General features: G+C 73.7%; 12 protein-coding genes. 7 read left to right on the top strand and 5 right to left on the bottom strand.

All coding sequences use genetic code 11. From position 1 onward, the window contains the following. Nucleotides 1-104: 104 nt before the first annotated feature. Complete coding sequence (locus AC07F3_RS29565; RefSeq protein ID WP_479117469.1) at nt 105-1688, bottom strand: MFS transporter; 1584 nt, start codon at nt 1686-1688, stop codon at nt 105-107. A 314-nt stretch (nt 1689-2002) separates the two neighbouring features. On the opposite strand from AC07F3_RS29565, the gene AC07F3_RS29560 reads away from it, so the two are divergent. After that, complete coding sequence (locus tag AC07F3_RS29560) at nt 2003-2791, top strand: ABC transporter ATP-binding protein (RefSeq protein ID WP_479117468.1); 789 nt, start codon at nt 2003-2005, stop codon at nt 2789-2791. Next, the gene (locus AC07F3_RS29555; RefSeq protein WP_479117467.1) at nt 2788-5367 is read left to right on the top strand and encodes an ABC transporter permease; all 2580 of its coding nucleotides are present in this window, start codon (nt 2788-2790) and stop codon (nt 5365-5367) included. Before AC07F3_RS29560 ends, AC07F3_RS29555 begins: the two co-directional genes overlap by 4 nt. Before the next feature lie 93 nt (nt 5368-5460). Here AC07F3_RS29555 and AC07F3_RS29550 read toward each other — a convergent pair whose 3' ends face one another. Both AC07F3_RS29550 and AC07F3_RS29545 read right to left on the bottom strand, forming a co-directional pair. After that, complete coding sequence (locus AC07F3_RS29550; protein WP_479117466.1) at nt 5461-5907, bottom strand: hypothetical protein; 447 nt, start codon at nt 5905-5907, stop codon at nt 5461-5463. After that, nucleotides 5900-6391 (bottom strand): SigE family RNA polymerase sigma factor, encoded by a 492-nt coding sequence (locus AC07F3_RS29545; RefSeq protein WP_479117465.1) that lies wholly within the window; start codon nt 6389-6391, stop codon nt 5900-5902. Before AC07F3_RS29545 ends, AC07F3_RS29550 begins: the two co-directional genes overlap by 8 nt. Nucleotides 6392-7034: 643 nt before the next feature. On the opposite strand from AC07F3_RS29545, the gene mfd reads away from it, so the two are divergent. Both mfd and AC07F3_RS29535 read left to right on the top strand, forming a co-directional pair. Then, nucleotides 7035-10568: a transcription-repair coupling factor gene (gene mfd / locus AC07F3_RS29540; protein WP_479117464.1), complete on the top strand. Its 3534-nt coding sequence runs from the start codon at nt 7035-7037 to the stop codon at nt 10566-10568. A 229-nt stretch (nt 10569-10797) separates the two neighbouring features. Then, complete coding sequence (locus AC07F3_RS29535) at nt 10798-11472, top strand: HNH endonuclease family protein (protein WP_479117463.1); 675 nt, start codon at nt 10798-10800, stop codon at nt 11470-11472. Nucleotides 11473-11496: 24 nt separating this feature from the next. Here AC07F3_RS29535 and AC07F3_RS29530 read toward each other — a convergent pair whose 3' ends face one another. Next, nucleotides 11497-12222 carry a hypothetical protein gene (locus AC07F3_RS29530; RefSeq protein WP_479117462.1) on the bottom strand — a complete coding sequence of 242 codons (726 nt, stop codon included), beginning with the start codon at nt 12220-12222 and terminating at the stop codon, nt 11497-11499. A 185-nt stretch (nt 12223-12407) separates the two neighbouring features. Here AC07F3_RS29530 and AC07F3_RS29525 point away from each other — a divergent pair, with 185 nt between their 5' ends. The 3 genes from AC07F3_RS29525 to AC07F3_RS29515 all read left to right on the top strand — a co-directional run bounded on the left by AC07F3_RS29525 (nt 12408) and on the right by AC07F3_RS29515 (nt 16724). After that, complete coding sequence (locus AC07F3_RS29525) at nt 12408-14456, top strand: N-6 DNA methylase (protein WP_479117461.1); 2049 nt, start codon at nt 12408-12410, stop codon at nt 14454-14456. Between the two features lie 139 nt (nt 14457-14595). Next, complete coding sequence (locus tag AC07F3_RS29520; protein ID WP_479117460.1) at nt 14596-15204, top strand: hypothetical protein; 609 nt, start codon at nt 14596-14598, stop codon at nt 15202-15204. Beyond that, on the top strand, nt 15201-16724 hold the full coding sequence (locus AC07F3_RS29515; protein WP_479117459.1) for a serine/threonine-protein kinase: 1524 nt from the start codon (nt 15201-15203) through the stop codon (nt 16722-16724). The genes AC07F3_RS29520 and AC07F3_RS29515 overlap by 4 nt, the downstream gene beginning before the upstream one ends. A gap of 320 nt (nt 16725-17044) precedes the next feature. On the opposite strand, the gene AC07F3_RS29510 is transcribed toward AC07F3_RS29515, so the two are convergent. After that, nucleotides 17045-19528 carry a YfhO family protein gene (locus AC07F3_RS29510; protein ID WP_479117458.1) on the bottom strand — a complete coding sequence of 828 codons (2484 nt, stop codon included), beginning with the start codon at nt 19526-19528 and terminating at the stop codon, nt 17045-17047. Nucleotides 19529-19594: the final 66 nt, after the last annotated feature.

Below are 19594 nucleotides of genomic sequence, written 5' to 3'. Positions count from 1 at the left end.
TTGCCGCGCGGGCGAGTTGGGGCGCCGCCGCTATGGAGGGGCGGTCGTGCCCGGGGTCCGGGTGGGGGGCCACCCGCCGCCCGCGGCCGGGGTGACCCGGCGGGTCACTCCTCGCTCTGTTCCGTCAGGACGGGGAAGCGGCGCGGGGCCAGGAAGAGCAGGACCAGCAGGGACAGGGCGGCCGCGGCGGCGGCGCCGAGGTAGACGTGGTCGACGGCGCTCGCGACCGCGCGGCGCAGATAGTCGGCGGCGTCGGTGGTCAGGGCCGTCGGGTGGCGCAGGGCGTGCGACACGGAGTCGAGGTCGCCGGGCAGGCCGGGCATCGGGGCGTGGGCCAGGCGGGCGGCGAGGGTGGCGTTGGCGACCGCGCCGAACAGGGCGGCGCCCACGGACTGGCCGACCTGGCGGCAGAACAGTACGGACGCGGTGGTGGTGCCGCGTTCGGACCAGCCCACCGTCGACTGGACGCCGATGATCAGCGGGAGCTGGAACAGGCCGAGCGCGCCGCCGAGCAGGAGCATGAGCAGCGCGGGCTGCCAGGCCTGGCCGGGGAAGGGCAGCAGGGGGAAGGCGAGCAGGATGAGCGCGGCGAGCGAGATGCCGGTGATGGCGCTGTTGCGGAAGCCGATGCGGGTGTAGACGCGGCTGGAGAGGGCGGCCGACAGGGGCCAGCTCAGCGTCATCACGGACAGCACGAATCCCGCGGCGGTGGGGTTGAGGCCGAGGACCGACTGGGCGTAGGTGGGCAGGAACACGGTCGGGGCGACCATGAGCAGGCCGAGTCCGCCGAGTGCCAGGTTGACGGCGGCGATGGTGCGCCTGCGCCACACCCAGCCGGGTATGACGGGTTCGGCGGCCCGGCGCTCCACGTAGACGGTGAGGGCGGCGAGGGCGGCGCTGCTCGCGAGCAGGGCGAGGGAGGGCGCCGACAGCCAGGGCCAGGCGACGCCTCCTTGGACGAGCGCGGTGAGCAGCAGGGCGCCGGTGGCGAAGACGCACAGAGCGCCGGCCCAGTCGATGCGGGGCCGGGCGGCGGGCCTGGGCCGGGCGGGTTCGGTGAAGTGCCGGACGACGAGATGGAGGGCGGCCGCGCCGACGGGCACGTTGATGAGGAAGATCCAGCGCCAGTCGGCATACGTGGCGAGGAGGCCGCCAAGGGCGGGTCCCGCGACCGCGGAGACCGCCCACACGGTGGACAACTTGGCCTGGATCCTGGGGCGTTCCTTGAGCGGGTACAGGTCGGCGGCGATCGTCTGGACGGTGCCCTGGAGGGCGCCGCCGCCGAGGCCCTGCACGACGCGGAAGGCGATGAGCGCGCCCATGTTCCAGGCGGACGCGCAGAGCACGGAGCCGGTGAGGAAGAGGATGACGCCCGCGACGAGGACGGGTTTGCGGCCGAAGGTGTCGGAGAGCTTGCCGTAGACGGGCAGGGTGACGGTCACGGCGAGCAGGTAGCCGGAGAACAGCCAGGAGAAGACGGCGAATCCGCCGAGGTCGCCGACGATCTGGGGGACGGCGGTCGACACGATGGTGCCGTCGAGGGCGGCCAGGGCCATGCCCATCATGAGGGCCGCGACGACCGGGCCGCGCCCGCGTGCGGGGGCGGCGGCCGACGGGGCGCCGGGTATCGCCGCTTCGGTGCCGGGTGTTCCGTCGGAGACGCTCACCGAAATCCCTTCACTGTGCATGCATATGGGGGACTCACCTTCTCACCCGGGCCTGGAGTAGCGGCAGGGGTGGAGGCGCCCCTGACAGGTACTGGGCCCAGGGGTGGAGACCCCTAGGGGACGCTCCCCACTAGGGGGCAGGGCGGGTTCGTCCCGGCGGAGGAGGTGGCGGGGGGCCGCCGGTCCTTACCGTGGTTTTACGTCGAGGAGCGCGGCCCGGGGTGGGGAAAGCCCCACCTCAAGACGGTGCCTGGCACCAGGGCGCGGGACCGCGGCGTTCCCGGACACTCAGGACGTACCTCAGCGACTGGCTGAAACTGACCTAGGAGAACACCGTGACAACGGCTGTGACCATTCCCCGGCACGGGGACACCGGAGGGCGAACGGCGGTCGCGGCGCGGGCGCGGCAGGTCGTGAAGGCGTACGGGGCGGGCGAGACCCGGGTGGTGGCCCTCGACCACGTGGACGTGGACATGGCCCGCGGCCAATTCACCGCGATCATGGGCCCGTCGGGGTCCGGCAAGTCCACGCTGATGCACTGCCTGGCCGGGCTCGACACGGTGACCAGCGGCCAGATCTACCTGGACGAGACCGAGATCACCGGGCTCAAGGACAAGAAGCTGACCCAGCTGCGCCGGGACCGGATCGGGTTCATCTTCCAGGCGTTCAACCTGTTGCCGACGCTGAACGCGCTGGAGAACATCACGCTGCCGATGGACATCGCCGGGCGCAGGCCGGACGCCCAGTGGCTGGAGCGGGTGGTGGAGACGGTGGGCCTGGCCGGGCGGCTGAAACACCGGCCGACGCAGCTCTCCGGCGGGCAGCAGCAACGCGTCGCCGTGGCACGGGCGTTGGCGGCCCGGCCGGAGATCATCTTCGGTGACGAGCCGACGGGGAACCTGGACTCCCGGGCGGGCGCGGAGGTCCTCGGCTTCCTGCGGCAGTCCGTCGACGAGCTGGGCCAGACCATCGTGATGGTCACCCACGACCCGGTGGCCGCCTCCTACGCGGACCGGGTGCTCTACCTCGCGGACGGCCGCATCGTGGACGAGATGTTCCGCCCGACCGCGGACGCCGTCCTGGACCGCATGAAGGACTTCGACACCCGGGGGCGGACGTCATGACCGTCCTCAAGACCTCGCTGCGCAACTTCCTCGCGCACAAGGGGCGCATGGCGCTGTCCGCCGTCGCGGTCCTGCTGTCGGTGGCGTTCGTGTGCGGCACGCTCGTGTTCACCGACACCATGAACACCACCTTCGACAAGCTGTTCGCGGCGACCGCCTCCGACGTCACCGTCAGCCCGAAGTCGGCGGGCGGCGACGGGGGCGCGCGCTCCCAGACCGGCAAGCCCGAGGCGCTGCCCGCCTCGCTCGTCCAGAAGGTCGAGAAGGTGCCCGGCGTGCGCAGGGCCGAGGGCGGCGTCGGCAGCTCCCAGGTCACCGTCGTCAACGCCAAGAACGAGAACATGGGCTCCTCGACCGGCGCCCCGACCATCGCCGCCAACTGGACCGACAACGACCACAAGGCGATGGAGATCACCTCCGGGCACGCCCCGCGCGGCCCGACCGAGATGATGGTCGACGCCGACACCGCCGACAAGCACCACCTCAAGCTCGGCGACGACCTGCGCACCATCACCGTCACCGGCGACTTCACCGCGAAGATCACCGGCATCGCCACCTTCAAGGTGACCAACCCGGGCGCGGCGATCGTCTACTTCGACACGGCCACCGCCCAGCGTGAACTCCTGGGCGCCACCGGCCAGTTCACCCAGATCAACGTCACCGCCGCGGACGGCGTGAGCGACACGCGGCTCAAGCAGGACGTGGCGGCCTCGCTCGGCTCGGGCCCGTACAAGCTCCAGACCGCGAAGGAGGCCGCGGACGCCAACCGCTCCAGCGTCGGCTCGTTCCTCGACGTCATGAAGTACGCGATGCTCGGCTTCGCCGGGATCGCCTTCCTCGTCGGCATCTTCCTGATCATCAACACGTTCTCGATGCTGGTCGCCCAGCGCACCCGCGAGATCGGCCTGATGCGCGCCATCGGCTCCAGCCGCAAGCAGGTCAACCGCTCGGTGCTCCTGGAGGCCCTGCTGCTCGGCGTGGTCGGCTCGGTGCTCGGGGTGGGCGCGGGCGTCGGCCTCGCGGTCGGCCTGATGAAGCTGATGGGCTCCATCGGGATGGAGCTGTCCACCGGCGACCTCACCGTGAAGTGGACGACGCCGGTGATCGGTCTGGTCCTCGGCGTGGTCGTCACCGTCGTCGCGGCCTACGTCCCGGCCCGCCGGGCCGGGAAGATCTCGCCCATGGCGGCGCTGCGCGACGCGGGCACCCCGGCCGACGGCAAGGCCGGTGCCGTCAGGGCCGTCATCGGTCTGGTCCTGACCGGCGCGGGCACCGCCGCCCTGTTCGCCGGCGCCAACTCCTCGAAGGCGGCGGCCGGTTCGGGCCTGCTCGGCCTCGGCGTCGTCCTCACTTTGATCGGCTTCGTGGTGATCGGCCCGCTCCTGGCGGGCGGCGTGGTGCGGGTGATCAGCGCGCTGGTGCTGCGGATGTTCGGCCCGGTCGGGCGGATGGCCGAGCGCAACGCGCTGCGCAACCCGCGGCGCACCGGGGCGACCGGCGCGGCCCTCATGATCGGCCTCGCCCTGGTGGCCTGCCTCTCGGTGGTCGGCTCCTCGATGGTCGCCTCGGCCACCAGCGAGCTCGACAAGTCGGTCGGCGCGGACTTCATCGTGTCCTCCGGCACCGGCCAGCCGATCGTGCCGCAGGCCGCCGACGCGATGAGGCGGACCCCGGGCATCGAGCACGTCACCGACTACAAGGCGGTCGACGCCCGGCTGACCGCCCCCGACGGCACGGCGCAGGACGACCAGGTCACCGCCGCCGACCCCACCTACCAGCAGGACCTGCGGCGCAAGACCGTCGACGGCGACCTGGCGGCGGCGTACGGGCCGGGCGCGATGTCGCTCGGCGACGCCTACGCCAAGGCGCACGGGGTCAAGGTGGGCGACTCCATGACCGTCGCCTTCAAGGGCGGCGCCACCGCGAAGCTGAGGGTCGCGGCCATCACCTCGGACGACACCAACGTCGACAAGGGCGCGATGTACACCAACATCACGACCGTCGCGAAGTACCTGCCGGCCGACCGGATGCCCAAGAACATGCTGATGTTCGCCAAGGCCGACGACGGCAGGGCGAAGGACGCCTACGCGTCGCTGAAGCAGGCACTGAAGGCGTATCCGCAGTACAAGGTGCAGAACCAGGCCGACTTCAAGCAGGACCTGAAGGACCAGATCGGCCAGCTCCTGAACATCGTGTACGGGCTGCTCGCCCTCGCGATCATCGTCGCGGTGCTCGGCGTGGTGAACACGCTCGCCCTCTCGGTGGTCGAGCGGACCCGGGAGATCGGCCTGATGCGGGCGATCGGCCTCTCGCGCCGCCAGCTGCGCCGGATGATCCGCCTTGAGTCGGTGGTGATCGCCCTGTTCGGCGCGCTGCTCGGCCTCGGGCTCGGCATGGGCTGGGGCGCCACCGCCCAGCGGCTCCTCGCCCTGGAGGGCATGGACGTCCTGGAGATCCCCTGGCCGACCATCCTCACCGTGTTCGTCGCCTCCGCCTTCGTGGGCCTGTTCGCCGCGCTGATACCGGCGTTCAGGGCGGGCAGGATGAACGTCCTGAACGCGATCGCCACGGACTAGCCGCCGGCCGGTCCGCAGCGGTACGCGCACCCCCGCCACCCCGGCGGCCGTCCCGACGGCCGCCGGGGTGGCGTTCTGGCGGGCCGCGGGAGGTCAGCGCACCCGGGTCTGGGTGCCGGTCGGGACGGCGTACGGGAGGGAGGGCGAGGGGGACAGGGGAGGGGCGGTGTCAGTGGGGGGAGGGGGGTAGGGGGAGCGCGACGGTACCGAGCGCGAGGGTGTGCCCCCGGTGTCCGGGCTCGGTGTGCTGGGTGCCCGGGTCGGCAGCCCCGGGCCCGGCGCGGTGGACGGCGGACCGGCGCTCGGGGTGGACGCGGGTGTGACCGGCGGGCCCTCCTCGAGCCGCGGGCCGAGCGCGGCGCCGGAACCGGCGAGCAGGCACACCGCGCCGACGGCGAGCGCGGCCCGCGTGCGGCGGCGCCGCAGTCCGCGCGCGGCGACCCGCTCGGCGGGCTCAGGCACGATCCGCCGACCGCCCGCATCGGCGGCCCGCTTCAGGGCGCGGGCCAGGGCCTCCTCCTCGGGGCGGACGTCAGACACCGTGTTCCTCCTCCAGGAGACGGGGCGCGAGGGCGGCCCGGGCACGCGACAGATGGGTCTTGACGGTGCCGGCGGAGATGCCGGTCTCGTGGGCGACCTGCTCCACGCTCAGATCGCACACGTAGTGCAGTACGGCCACGCGGCGCTGGCGGTCGGAGAGTCCGCGCAGGGCCTCGGTCAGGGCGACGGTGTTGGGGTCCGGTTCGGGGGCCTCGGCGGGGTGCGTCCGGCTGTGGCGGCGCCAGGCCTCCGCGGCCCTTCTGCCGCGCCGCCACCGGCTCACCGCGAGGCGCCATGCCACGGTCCGCACCCAGGCCTGCGGGCCCGCCCCCACCTCCAGGCGGGACCGGCGGCCCCAGGCCCGCACGAACGCCTCCTGGACCACGTCCTGGGCCTCGTGGAGGTCGCCGGTCATCAGGTACACCTGCCCGACCAGGGGTTTTACGGAGTGAGCGTAGAAGTCCTCGAACTCCTCGTCGGTCAATGCGGCTCCCGTGGCTGGACAGTTCTCCCCGGGTTATACGCCCCACCCCCACCCCGGGTTGACACCGGGCTCCACTCCGTCCGCTCCCGCTGTGACACTCTGCGGCTCCGCGTGGCCTCCGGGTTGTGGAGGGCTGAGGAAGCCCCCTGGGGCTCCGCCCCAGACCCCGGTGGGCCCCACCCCGCCCCTTCCCTAAACCCGCCGGGGGTGAGGGCGGCCCGAGGGAGACTCCCGGGGCTCCGCCCCGGACCTCGTTCGCACCTGAACAACGCTCGTCCTCAAGGGCCAGGGGACCCCAAGACAGGCTGAAGACGCCAGCACCGCCCCGCACCAGTACCGCCAGGGGCGCGGGGAACTGCGCGAGCAAGTGGGCACGGTCCGCGGACGAAGGGGTTGAGGGGGCCCGCATAGGCACCCCGCGAGGGGCGTCGTACCTGAGGGGCGCGGGGAACTGCGCGAGCAAGTGGGCACGGTCTGCGGACGAAGGGGCGGAGGGGGCTCGCATGGGCGCCCCGCGAGGGGCGTGGGGCGCCGCCCCGCGCGGGGCGGCGGGGGGCCGTGGGGCGTCGTACGCTGGAAGCCCCCGGCCCGTACGACGTGTCGGGCGGTTCGCGTTGCCCACTCCCCGGGATGGATGCCCTTCATGAGCCTGCACGGTCTGCTGGACGCCGTTGTACGAGACCCCGCGCTCGCCGAAGCGGTGAAGGCCGCCACCGACGGCCACCGGATGCACGTCGACCTGGTGGGCCCGCCCGCGGCCCGCCCCTTCGCCGTCGCGGGCCTCGCCCGGGAGGCCGGGCGCCCGGTCCTCGCGGTGACCGCCACCGGCAGGGAGGCCGAGGACCTCGCGGCGGCGCTGCGCTCGATGCTGCCCGCCGAGGAGGTCGTCGAGTACCCGTCGTGGGAGACGCTGCCGCACGAACGCCTCTCGCCGCGCAGCGACACCGTGGGCCGCCGGCTCGCCGTGCTGCGCCGCCTCACCCACCCCAGCAAGGACGACCCCGCGGCGGGCCCGGTCAGCGTCGTGGTCGCGCCCATCAGATCCGTACTGCAACCGCAGGTGAAGGGCCTGGGCGACCTGGAACCCGTCGCGCTGCGCACCGGCCAGTCCGCGGATCTGAACGAGGTCGTCGAGGGCCTGGCCGCCGCCGCGTACGCCCGGGTCGAACTCGTCGAGAAGCGCGGGGAGTTCGCCGTCCGCGGCGGCATCCTCGACGTGTTCCCGCCGACCGAGGAACACCCGCTGCGCGTCGAGTTCTGGGGCGACGACGTCGAGGAGATCCGCTACTTCAAGGTCGCCGACCAGCGCTCCCTCGAAGTCGCCGAGCACGGACTGTGGGCCCCGCCCTGTCGCGAACTGCTGCTCACCGACGACGTGCGGGCCCGCGCCGCCGAGCTCGCCGAGCGCCACCCCGAGCTCGGCGAGCTGCTCGGGAAGATCGCCGAGGGGATCGCGGTGGAGGGCATGGAGTCCCTCGCCCCGGTCCTGGTCGACGAGATGGAACTGCTCATCGACGTGCTGCCGCAGGGTTCGATGGCCGTGGTCTGCGACCCGGAGCGGGTGCGGACCCGGGCCGCGGACCTGGTCGCCACCAGCCAGGAGTTCCTCCAGGCGTCCTGGGCGGCCAGCGCGGGCGGCGGCCAGGCGCCCATCGACGTGGACGCGGCCTCGCTGCGGGGCATCGCCGACGTCCGGGACCGGGCCCGCGAACTCGGCATGATGTGGTGGTCCATCTCCCCGTTCGCCGCCGACGACGCGGACCTCGACGACGAAACCCTCAAGCTGGGCATGCACGCCCCCGAGACGTACCGCGGCGACACCCAGCGGGCGCTCGCCGACACCAAGCAGTGGCTCGCCGACGGCTGGCGCACGGTGTACGTGACGGCCGGCCACGGCCCGGCGTCGCGCACCGTCGAGGTGCTGGGCGGCGAGGGCATCGCGGCCCGGCTCGACGCCGAGCTCGGCGAACTGACCCCCTCCGTGGTCCACGTCACGTGCGGCGCCATCGACTTCGGGTTCGTCGACCCCGCGCTCAAGCTCGCCGTCCTGACCGAGACCGACCTCACCGGCCAGCGCAGCGCGACCAAGGACCTGGGCCGCATGCCGGCCCGCCGCCGCAAGACCATCGACCCGCTCACCCTGGAGGTGGGCGACTACATCGTGCACGAACAGCACGGCGTGGGCCGCTACATCGAGATGGTCCAGCGCACCGTGCAGAACGCGACCCGCGAGTACCTCCTCGTCGAGTACGCGCCCGCCAAGCGCGGCCAGCCCGGCGACCGCCTGTACATCCCCACCGACCAGCTGGAGCAGGTGACGAAGTACGTCGGCGGCGAGGCCCCGACGCTGCACCGGCTCGGCGGCGCCGACTGGACCAAGACCAAGGCGCGCGCCAAGAAGGCCGTCAAGGAGATCGCCGCCGACCTCATCCGGCTGTACAGCGCCCGCATGGCCGCGCCCGGTCACCCCTTCGGCCCCGACACGCCCTGGCAGCGCGAGCTGGAGGACGCGTTCCCGTACGCGGAGACGCCCGACCAGCTGTCCACGATCGCCGAGGTCAAGGAGGACATGGAGAAGACGGTCCCGATGGACCGGCTGATCTGCGGCGACGTCGGCTACGGCAAGACCGAGATCGCGGTGCGGGCCGCGTTCAAGGCCGTGCAGGACGGCAAGCAGGTCGCGGTCCTCGTGCCGACCACCCTCCTCGTCCAGCAGCACTTCGGCACGTTCACCGAGCGGTACGCCCAATTCCCGGTCGTGGTGAGGGCGTTGAGCCGGTTCCAGACCGACGCCGAGGCCAAGGCCACCCTTGAGGGGCTCAAGGACGGCTCGGTCGACCTCGTCATCGGCACCCACCGGCTGTTCTCGTCCGAGACCAAGTTCAAGGACCTGGGCCTGGTCATCGTCGACGAGGAGCAGCGTTTCGGCGTCGAGCACAAGGAGCAGCTGAAGAAGCTCCGCGCCAACGTGGACGTCCTGACGATGTCGGCGACGCCCATCCCCCGTACGCTCGAAATGGCGGTCACGGGCATCCGCGAGATGTCGACGATCACCACCCCGCCGGAGGAGCGCCACCCGGTCCTGACCTTCGTCGGGCCGTACGAGGAGAAGCAGATCGGCGCCGCCGTCCGGCGCGAGCTGCTGCGCGAGGGCCAGGTCTTCTACATCCACAACCGGGTCGAGTCCATCGACCGGGCGGCCGCCCGGCTGCGCGAGATCGTGCCCGAGGCGCGCATCCAGACCGCGCACGGGCAGATGGGCGAGAGCCAGCTCGAACAGGTCGTGGTCGACTTCTGGGAGAAGAAGTTCGACGTGCTGGTCTCGACGACGATCGTCGAGTCGGGCATCGACATCTCCAACGCCAACACGCTGATCGTCGAGCGCGGCGACAACTTCGGCCTCTCCCAGCTGCACCAGCTGCGCGGCCGGGTCGGCCGCGGCCGCGAGCGGGGCTACGCCTACTTCCTGTATCCGCCGGAGAAGCCGCTGACGGAGACCGCGCACGAGCGGCTCGCCACCATCGCCCAGCACACCGAGATGGGCGCGGGCATGTACGTGGCGATGAAGGACCTGGAGATCCGCGGCGCGGGCAACCTGCTCGGCGGCGAGCAGTCCGGGCACATCGCGGGCGTCGGCTTCGACCTGTACGTCCGCATGGTGGGTGAGGCGGTCGCCGACTACCGGGCGCAGATGGAGGGCGGCGAGCAGGAGGAGGCGCCGCTGGAGGTGAAGATCGAGCTGCCGGTCGACGCGCACGTTCCGCACGACTACGCGCCGGGGGAGCGGCTGCGCCTCCAGGCCTATCGGGCGATCGCCTCGGCCAACTCCGAGGAGGACGTCAAGGCGGTGCGCGAGGAGCTCACCGACCGCTACGGCAAGCTGCCCGAACCGGTCGAGAACCTGCTCCTGGTGGCGGGCCTGCGCATGCTGGCGCGGGCCTGCGGGGTCGGCGAGATTGTGCTCCAGGGCCCCAACATCCGCTTCGCGCCGGTGGAGTTGAGGGAGTCGCAGGAGTTGCGCCTCAAGCGGCTGTACCCCCGTACGGTCATCAAGGCGGCCACCCGGCAGATCCTGGTGCCCCGCCCGACCGCGGGCAAGATCGGCGGGAAGCCGGTCGTGGGGCGCGAACTGCTGGCGTGGACGGGCGAGTTCCTCACCACGATCCTGGGGTCCTGAGGCCAGGGCGGGGGGCGGGGCGGCACCCGGGGTGCCGTCCGCTTTCGTACGGGGCTCCTGACGGCCGGCGCCCGTGCGGGCGGGCCGCGCCCGGTCCCGTACGCCGGTCGCGCGGTGGTGATCAAGGGCGTAGGGCCGTCCCTTTCGGGACCATTGGCCCGCGGCGGCCTGGGTAGGACTCCCTAGGATTACGAGGTTCCGCCAACTGCTGCCAGGACGGCCCGCCTTGATGCGCACCTTTCGAATCGCCCTGCCCGCGACCGCTCTCGCGGCGTCCCTCGTCCTCACCGGGTGCGGGGGCGACGGCACGAAGAAGGGCGCGCCGGGGGCGGGGGGCCCGGCGGGGTCCGCGCTCGCCGCCGTCGACTCGCTGACCGTCAAGGGGCGGGCGCCCAAGACCGGTTACACGCGGGACGAGTTCGGCAAGGGCTGGACCGACACCGACCACAACGGCTGCGGGACCCGCGAGGACATCCTCAAGCGGGACCTCGCGGACGTGAAGTTCAAGGACAAGTGCGACGTCGCCTCCGGGACGCTCGCGCACGACCCGTACACCGGGCAGTCCATCCCGTTCACGCGCGGCGCGAGCAAGGTCGACATCGACCATGTGGTGGCCCTGTCGGACGCCTGGCAGAAGGGCGCCCAGCAGTGGGACAAGCGGAAGCGGACCGAGTTCGCCAACGACCCGCTCAACCTGATCGCCGTCGACGCGAGCGCCAACCGCCGCAAGAGCGACGGCGACGCGGCGACCTGGCTGCCGCCGTACAAGGCGTACCGCTGTCCTTACGTGGCGGGCCAGGTGGCCGTGAAGAAGAAGTACGGCGTGTGGCTGACCGACGCCGAGAAGGCCGCCATGAAGACGGTCCTGGCCGAGTGCCCCGACCAGAAGCTCCCGGCGGGCTGAGCCGCCGGGAGGTGTGCGGGGAAGTCAGAGGGCGACGGAGGCCCTCGGCGGGGCGACCGCGTGGACGGGCTCGCCGAAGTGCGAGAAGGCGAGGGTGCCCGGACTGTCGCCGCCGACGGTGACCATCTTCAGGAGGTAGGGCCTGCCCGAGGTCGCCACGTCCATGGTGTAGCTCTCGGCGCCGTCCTTCTCGGTGAGCACGAGGGCGGGGTGGCCGTCGACCGTGGTGGTCGCGCCCTTCTTGGCCTCGGTGTCCTCGCCCTTGAAGCCGCCGACGAAGGTGTTCAGGTCGCAGACCGAGGCGAGGGCCTTGCCGTCGGCGGACGTCGTGCTCGTCTTCGTCCACTTGCCGCCCACGCCCTGGGGCCGCAGGTAGACCGTCTTGCCGATCTTGATGATGGCGATGGTGTCCTTGCCCTGCGCGATGGTGCCGGTGCAGTCGCCCTTGGTGTCCAGGGAGAGGTCCATCCTGTTGGCGCCCTCCTTGGCGTTGGCGATGTCCGCCTTGAGGTGGAGCGAGGTGGCCTGTTGGTTCGCCTTGAGCGCGTTGGTGAGGACCTGGCCACCCGTCAGGTCCGCGTACGGGGCCTTCGACGCGGTGGCGGTCGGGCTCGCGGCGGCGGACGACGCGGGGGCGGGCGACGCGGGGGTGGCCGCGCCCTGGGTGGAGCCGGAGCCCGAACAGCCCGTCAGGGCCGTGCCGGCGCAGACGATCAGGACGGTGGTGGTGGCGATGGTGCGGCGACGCATGGCGTGACTCCCCCTGGGGGCGGTGGTGCGGGACGGCGGGTGTGGCGGGGCCGGGCACATCAGAGCAGAGTGCTGTGAACCGAGTCAACACGATGTGCTGAATCGTGATTGTTCACGCCGTGTATGGAGTGCTTCAGTGTGGTTCGGTAGGCTCGGTAATACGCCGACGAGGGGAGCGAGTTCAGGTGTCGGAGCACGCAGCAGAGGTCACCGCTGCCACGATCGCCCGGCTCGCCGGGGTGGGCCGCGCGGCCGTCAGCAACTGGCGGCGCCGCCACGCCGACTTCCCCAAACCGGTCGGAGGCACCGAGACCAGTCCCTCCTTCGACCTCCACGAGGTCGAGCAATGGCTGCGCGCCCAGGGCAAGTTGGCCGAGGTCCCGCTGCGCGAACGGATCTGGCAGCAGCTCTCGGGCCACCCCGCGGGCGCCGTCACCGCCCTGGTGCACGCGGGCCGCGCCCTGCTCGTCGTACGGGACCGGCCCACGCGCTGGCGGGAATTGGCCGGGCTTTCCGACGCCCGGCTCGCCGAACGGCTGCCGGACGTCCTCGACGAGGTGCTGGGGGAGCGGTTCGGCGAGGCGGCGGAGACGGGGGCGCGGCGCTCCGGCCCGGCCGAGCTCGCGCCGTCCGTGCCGCTCCTGCGCGGGGTCGCCGAACTCGCCGCCGAGACCGGGCCGCGGGAGGCCTTCGAGTTCCTGCTCGGGCGCCACCTCGACGCCAACCCCCGCCAGTACACGCTCACTCCGCAGGGCCCCGCCGAGCTGATGGCCGCGCTCGCCGGACCGGCGGCCACCGTCCTCGACCCGGCCTGCGGCACCGGCACCCTGCTGTGCGCGCTGCCCGGAGCCACCGCCCCGCACGGCCAGGACGCCGACCCCGAACTCGCCGCCCTCACCGGGCTCCGCCTCGCCCTCGCCGGCCGCGCCACGATCCGTACCGCGGCCGCCGACTCGCTGCGCGCGGACGCCTTCGGGCAGCTGGCCGCCGACGCCGTGCTCTGCCACCCGCCGTTCAACGAGCGGGCCTGGGGCCATGACGAACTCGCCTACGACCCGCGCTGGGAGTACGGCCTGCCCGCCCGCACCGAGTCCGAACTCGCCTGGGTGCAGCACGCGTTGGCCCGGTTGCGCGAGGACGGCACCGCCGTGCTCCTGATGCCCCCCGCCGCCGCCTCCCGCCGCTCGGGGCGCCGCATCCGCGCCGACCTGCTGCGCCGCGGCGCCCTGCGCGCGGTCGTCGCGCTGCCCGCCGGGGCCGCGCCGCCGTACGGCATCCCCCTGCACCTGTGGGTGCTGCGCAAGCCGGGCGCCACCGCCCGGCCCGCCCCCGAGCTGCTCCTCGTCGACACCGCGGGCATCGAGGGCGTCACGGTGGACGGCGGCCGCGACCGGCTGCCCTGGCCCGCCCTGCAGGCCGCCGTGCTCGCCGCCTGGGCCCCCTTCGACCGCGACGGCACGGCCGCCGAACAGCCCGGCGTCAGCCGGTCGGTGCCGGTCATCGAACTCCTCGACGACGACGTCGACCTGGCCCCGGCCCGCCATCTCCCGCCCCCCGCCGCGCAGGGCGGCGCCGCGGCCCTCGACGCGCTGCGCGACGACCTCGGCGCCACCCTGCGGCTGGCCGCCGAGCTGACCCCGCCGCTCGCGGGGTCCCCCGCCGCGGGGACCGCCCGCTGGTCGCTCACCACCGTCGGCGAACTCGCCCGCGCGGGCGCGCTGGTGCTGCGCACCGGAGGCGCCGGTACCGGGAGCGGGCCCGCGGTCCTCACCGAGCACGACGTGCTGGCCGGCACCGCGCCCTCGGGCGCCCTGCCCGAGGGGCCCGCCGAACAGCCGGTGCTCACCCGGCCCGGCGACGTGGTGGTGCCCGTGCTCGGCGGCGGCGCCGTCGCCCGCGTCGTCGACGACGCCACCGCGGGCGCCGCCCTCGGCCGCAACCTCCAGCTGCTGCGGCCCGAACCGGCCGCGCTCGACCCGTGGTTCCTGGCCGGATTCCTGCGCGGCACCGCCAACAACCGCCAGGCCAGCAGCTACGCCACCACCGCCTCCCGGCTCGACGTGCGCCGCCTGCACCTGCCCCGGCTGCCGCTCGACGAACAGCGCCGCTACGGCGAGCGGTTCCGCACCCTCGCCGCGTTCGAGGACGCGCTGCGCCTCGCGGGACGGCTCGGCGAGCAGCTCGTCCAGGGCCTGCACGACGGACTGACGGACGGCACCGTCGGCCCCGCGTGAGCTGCGGCGGATGACGGTTGGATACCGGCCGGGGGATCGCCAGGACCGCTGTCAGTGGCGGTGTATACGCTCGTATCCCTGACCCGTCCAGGTCCCGGCCCGCTTCTGCCCCGGGCCCGTCCCAGTTCCAGGAGCAGCGATGCACGGCCCCGGCTATGGACCGCCGCAGCCCCGCCCCTCGGGCGCGGGGGCGATCGTGCTGCGCGTCCTGTTCGCGCTGCTGCCCCTGGTCAGCATCGGCATGCTGTCGTGGATCGCGCCGCTGAGGCTCGCGATCGTGACCCGGCGCGCGGCGCACTGGGTGCTGTTCTGGGTCCAACTGGCCGTGTTCGTCTTCTTCTTCGCCTTCATCATGGCCGCGCCCGACGAGTACGACTGGCGGATGGACGTCGGGATGATCGGGCTGCTCGTCCTCGCCGTGGCCAGCACGTCGCACTTCCTGTACGCCGACATCCGCCACTCCGCCCGCCCGCCGTTCGCCCCGAGCCCGTACGGCCGGTACACGGGACCGGTGGCCTACGGCCCGCCCCATATACCGCGCACCACGGCCCCGCACGTCGGGCCGTACGCGAACCCGTACGCCGACACCCCGCTGCCGGGCGGCCACCCGGCACAGGTGCCCGGCGCCGCGACGGCGCCCCCGGCGCCCCCGCAGTCACCGGGTGCGCCCAGGATCGACCGGGTCAGGGCCGAGCTCGACGAGCTGTCGCAGTACCTGCGCAAGGGGACCGGGAGCGAGGGCCGGTGACCGAGGGACGGCTCGTCGCCGGGCGCTACGAGCTGGCGGCGCTCCTCGGGCAGGGCGGCATGGGCCAGGTGTGGACGGCGTACGATCGGCGCCTGGACCGCCGGGTCGCGGTGAAGCTGCTGCGCCCCGACCGGGTCGCGGGCGGCGGGGCCGGTGAGGACGCCGAGGAGCTGCGGCGCCGCTTCGTGCGCGAGTGCCGGGTGACCGCGCAGGTCGACCACCCCGGGCTCGTCACCGTGCACGACGCGGGCAGCGAAGACGACGACCTGTATCTCGTGATGCAGTACGTCGAGGGCGCCGACCTCGCCGACCATCTCGCCGAGCACGAGCCGTACCCCTGGCCGTGGGCGGTGGCCGTGGCCGCGCAGCTGTGCGCGGTGCTCTCGGCGGTGCACGCGGTGCCGATCGTCCACCGCGACCTCAAGCCGCGCAACGTCATGGTGCGGCCGGACGGCACGGTGACGGTGCTCGACCTGGGCGTCGCCTCCGTCCTGGACTCCGACACGACGCGGCTCACGCACACCGGCTCGCCCATCGGATCGCCCGCCTACATGGCGCCCGAGCAGGCGATGGGCGGGACGGTCGGCCCGTACACCGACCTGTACGCGCTCGGCGTGCTGCTGCACGAACTGCTCAGCGGCGACGTGCCGTTCGCGGGTTCCACCGCGCTGGGGGTCCTGCACCGCCATCTGTACGAGCCGCCGGTCCCCGTGCGCCGGCTGCGCCCCGAGGTGCCCGAGCCCCTCGAAGCGCTGGTCCTGCGGCTGCTCGCCAAGGACCCGCAGGACAGGCCGAGTTGTGCGCAGGAGGTGTACGAGACGCTCGCGCCGCTGCTTCCCGGCCGGGGCGGGCCCGGACCCGCGGGGCCGCTCGACCCGACCCGGCCGTTCCTGCGCCCGCACGCGCCCTGGCCGGACCGCGCGGCGGCCCCGGCGGTCGCGCCCGTTTCGCCGCGCCCGGACGTGGCGGGGGCGGTCGACGAGGTCAAGCGGCTGCTCGGCGAGGGCCGGATCACCCAGGCCGTCGACATCCTCGGCTCGATCCTGCCCGCCGCCGCGGCCGAGCACGGCGAACGCTCGCCGGTGGTACGCGTCCTGCGCAAGCAGTACGCGGCGACGCTGATGGACGACGGCCAGTACCGGCGGGCCCTGCCGGAGCTGCGCCGGCTCGCCGAGGAGCGCGCGGCCGAGGCGGGCCCCGCGGACGCGCAGGCGCTGGAGTTCCGGCACGACGCGGCGCAGTGCCTGGAGCAGCTCGGCGACGCGGCGGCGGCCCTCGCGGAGTACCGGGCGGTGCTGCCCGGCTTCGAGGCGCTGTACGCGGCCGCCGACCCGTCCCGCCCCTTCGCCGTCCGGCACCGGATCGGCCACCTGCTGCTCGCCGTGGGCGACCATGCGGCGGGGCAGCGGCAGCTCCAGGGGCTGCTGTGGGATGCGGAGCGGGTGTACGGGGTGCAGCACGCCTACCCTGGCGAGCTGCGGCGGGCGCTGGCTCGCCAGCGGGAGGTTCGGGGGGTGTAGCTCGCCCCGCCCGGGCGCGGCCTGCCCCTGCGGGGGGCCGGGCGTCTTCTTCGGCCTGCGGCCGGGGCGGCCGTCGTTCGTCCGCGGCCGCACCGGGTTGCTCGCGCAGTTCCCCGCGCCCCTGGGTACGTCGCACCTCGCGGGGTGCCCGCGCGGGCCCCCGCTCCCGGGCCCCTTCGGTCTGCGGGCCGTGCTCGCTTCTCGCGCAGTTCCCCGCGCCCCTAACAGCACCGGTGCTGGTCGGCATGGGCATCTTCAGCCCGTCATGGGGGTCCCCCCTGGCCCTTAAGGCCTTGGGGGAGTTTGAGGACGAGCGCCGTTCAGGCGCGGGCGGAGGCCCGGGAAGGTTTCGCCTTGTTGGGGAGAGTGCGGCGGAGGCGGGGCCAGGCTGCCAGGGGGAGCAGGGCGAGCAGGGCCGCGGCTCCTACCAGCGTCCCCGACCGCAACCCCGGTGGCCGGAAGTCGCAGGCGACCGACCGCGCCCCGGAGGGCAGCGGAACCGCCACCAGACCCAAGTAGTCCCCGGCGGGAGCCGACGCCGCGCCGTCGACCCGGCACGACCACCCCGCGATCCGGGGCATCGCGAACACCGCCGTCCCCCGCGCCCCGGCAGGCAGTTCGGCCCGTATCGAGGAGTCCGAGACCGCGACCCGGGTCGCACCCGTCGCGCGCAGACGGCTCACCGCGCGGTCGAGGGCCGCCCGGTCCAGGCAGCCCAGTTCGGCGTGCGGGTCCGCGGGGGTCAGGGTGATGTGCGAGGCGCGGCCCGGCCCGGCCGACGTACCGAACGGGATGAGCGGGGCCCGCCGGCTGGGCGCGCCGCCGCGCATCTCGACGGCCGGGCCGTCGCCGAGCCGCGCGGAACCGAAGTGTTCGGGCGCCCACAGGAAGATGTCGGTCCCCGCGGGGCAGCCCTGCGTGAGGGTGCGGGTCGTGTAGACCCGGGCGCCGAGCAGGAGTTCCTGGTTGCGGAACGGATTGGAGCCGTACGCCGGTTCCGGCGCGGGCGGCCGGAGCGTGACCAGCGGCGGGGTGGCGGCCGCCCGGATCAGCACCGGGTCGCCGCCCTTCTCGGCGACCCGCACACGCGCGCCCACCGAGAAGATCGCGTCGGTCACCGGGTTGTCCAGGCTCTGCACCGCCCGCCCCCGCGAGGTCCAGCCGCCGCCGAGCGCGGTCATGGTCCGGTTGAGGACCTCGGGGGTGAGGCTGGAGTAGTAGGCGCCGCCCTCGCCGCCGAGCAGCAGCGGGTCGTTGTTGGTGATCTGCCGCTGCCCGGGGTCGGTGCGGTAGCCGGGCCAGCCGGAGGCGTCCGATGCCAGGGCGGCGCGCGCCGAATGCGCGGCGCCCCAGGCGGGATAGCCGTCCATCCGGGCCGCCCGCTGCTGGTCGCCGTACGCCGCGGTCACCCCCGCCTGCGCGATCTGCGCCCCGGCCAGCAGGGCGAGCGCCACGAGGGTGGGCCCGCGCCTGCCCCGGCGGGCCAGGAACAGCCCGCCGGCCACGGCCGCGAGGCCCGCCGCGAACAGCGGGTACGTCCACGCCGAGATCAGCTCGCTGAAGGCCGCGCCCGCCGCGATCAGGGCGAGCACGCCGGCCCCGCCGAGCAGCGCGCGGCGCTCCGGGACGCCGTACGACAGGGAGATCCAGGCGGCGATCACGAGGATGCCGCAGAGCACGAAGGTCTGCCGGTAGGGGCTGCCGTTGGGGGTGACGAAGGCGTGCCAGGCCAGATGGGTGGGCTTCCACTGGAAGGAGAGCGCGACGGCGAGCGCGAGGCCGCTCCAGGCGTACCGCTCGCGGCGCGGGACCGCCCGGTGGAAGGCGAGGGTGCAGGCGAGCAGCAGCGCGCCGGTGCCGAGGAAGACGGCGGGGGAGGAGAAGGAGTACGTGCCGGGCAGGGTGCGGGCCAGGTAGTCGGGCCAGGACACCGGCGCGAACTCCCGCACCCAGCCCGGGTGCGCGTGCTTCGTGCCCAGATAGACGGTGAACAGGACGGGCGCCGAGAGCCCGATGCCGATCGCGACCGAGCGCGCGGCGAGCAGCACGGCCCGCACCCGGCCCCGCGCGTCGGTGCCGCGGTCCGTGAACAGCAGCAGGAGCAGGACCAGAGCGGCGCCGATGGTCGCCATGTACGCGGTGTAGAAGTTGGCGATCCAGGCGAGCGCCACGACCAGCGGGCCGAGGACCGGCCGCCGCCCGGACCTCGCCCAGTGGCCGACCAGGCAGAGCAGCGGGAAGGCGATCAGGCCGTCCAGCCACATCGGGTTGTACGTCGACTCCAGGATCGACCAGCCGCACAGCGCGTACGAGGCGCCGAGCACCCCCGCCATCCAGCGGCGGGGGGCCGCCGGGCGCAGCGCGAGCAGCAGCACCGTCATGGCGGAGGCTGCCGCCGCCATCTTGAGGACGGTGATCGTGTACACGGCGAGGTCGATCCGGTCGCGCGGGAAGAGACCGACGAGCAGGGCGAACGGGCTGCTGAGGTAGGTACCGAGGTCGGGCAGGAACGAAGTCCCGTATCCGGACTGCCAGTTGAGGAGCAGCCCGCCCTCGGCGCGGCCGTGCAGCAGGTCCCACAGGTGCTCGTGGAAGGGGACGAACTGGTTGCCCAGGTCGTTGATGCTGCGGGTGTGCCGCTGGAGCGGGCCGAGCGGGACGACCCCGGCGACGGCGTCCGCGCCGCACACCGCGAGCAGGGTGATCAGTGCGGACAGGGCGGCGGCGCGGGTGGCCGGGCGGCGGGCGGCCGCGATCCGCACCGGGGCCACCGGCGGGGCGGGGGCGGCTTCGAGGGTCGGCATCGAGGTCCTTTGCTGTGCGCTGCCGTCGAATATGCCGGACCCCCGGCGGCAACACAGCGGGCCGGG

The organism is Streptomyces sp. NPDC045846 (genome assembly GCF_056431605.1).
The sequence above is the reverse complement of the archived record's forward strand: the minus strand, read 5'-3'. Positions and strand labels throughout refer to the sequence as shown.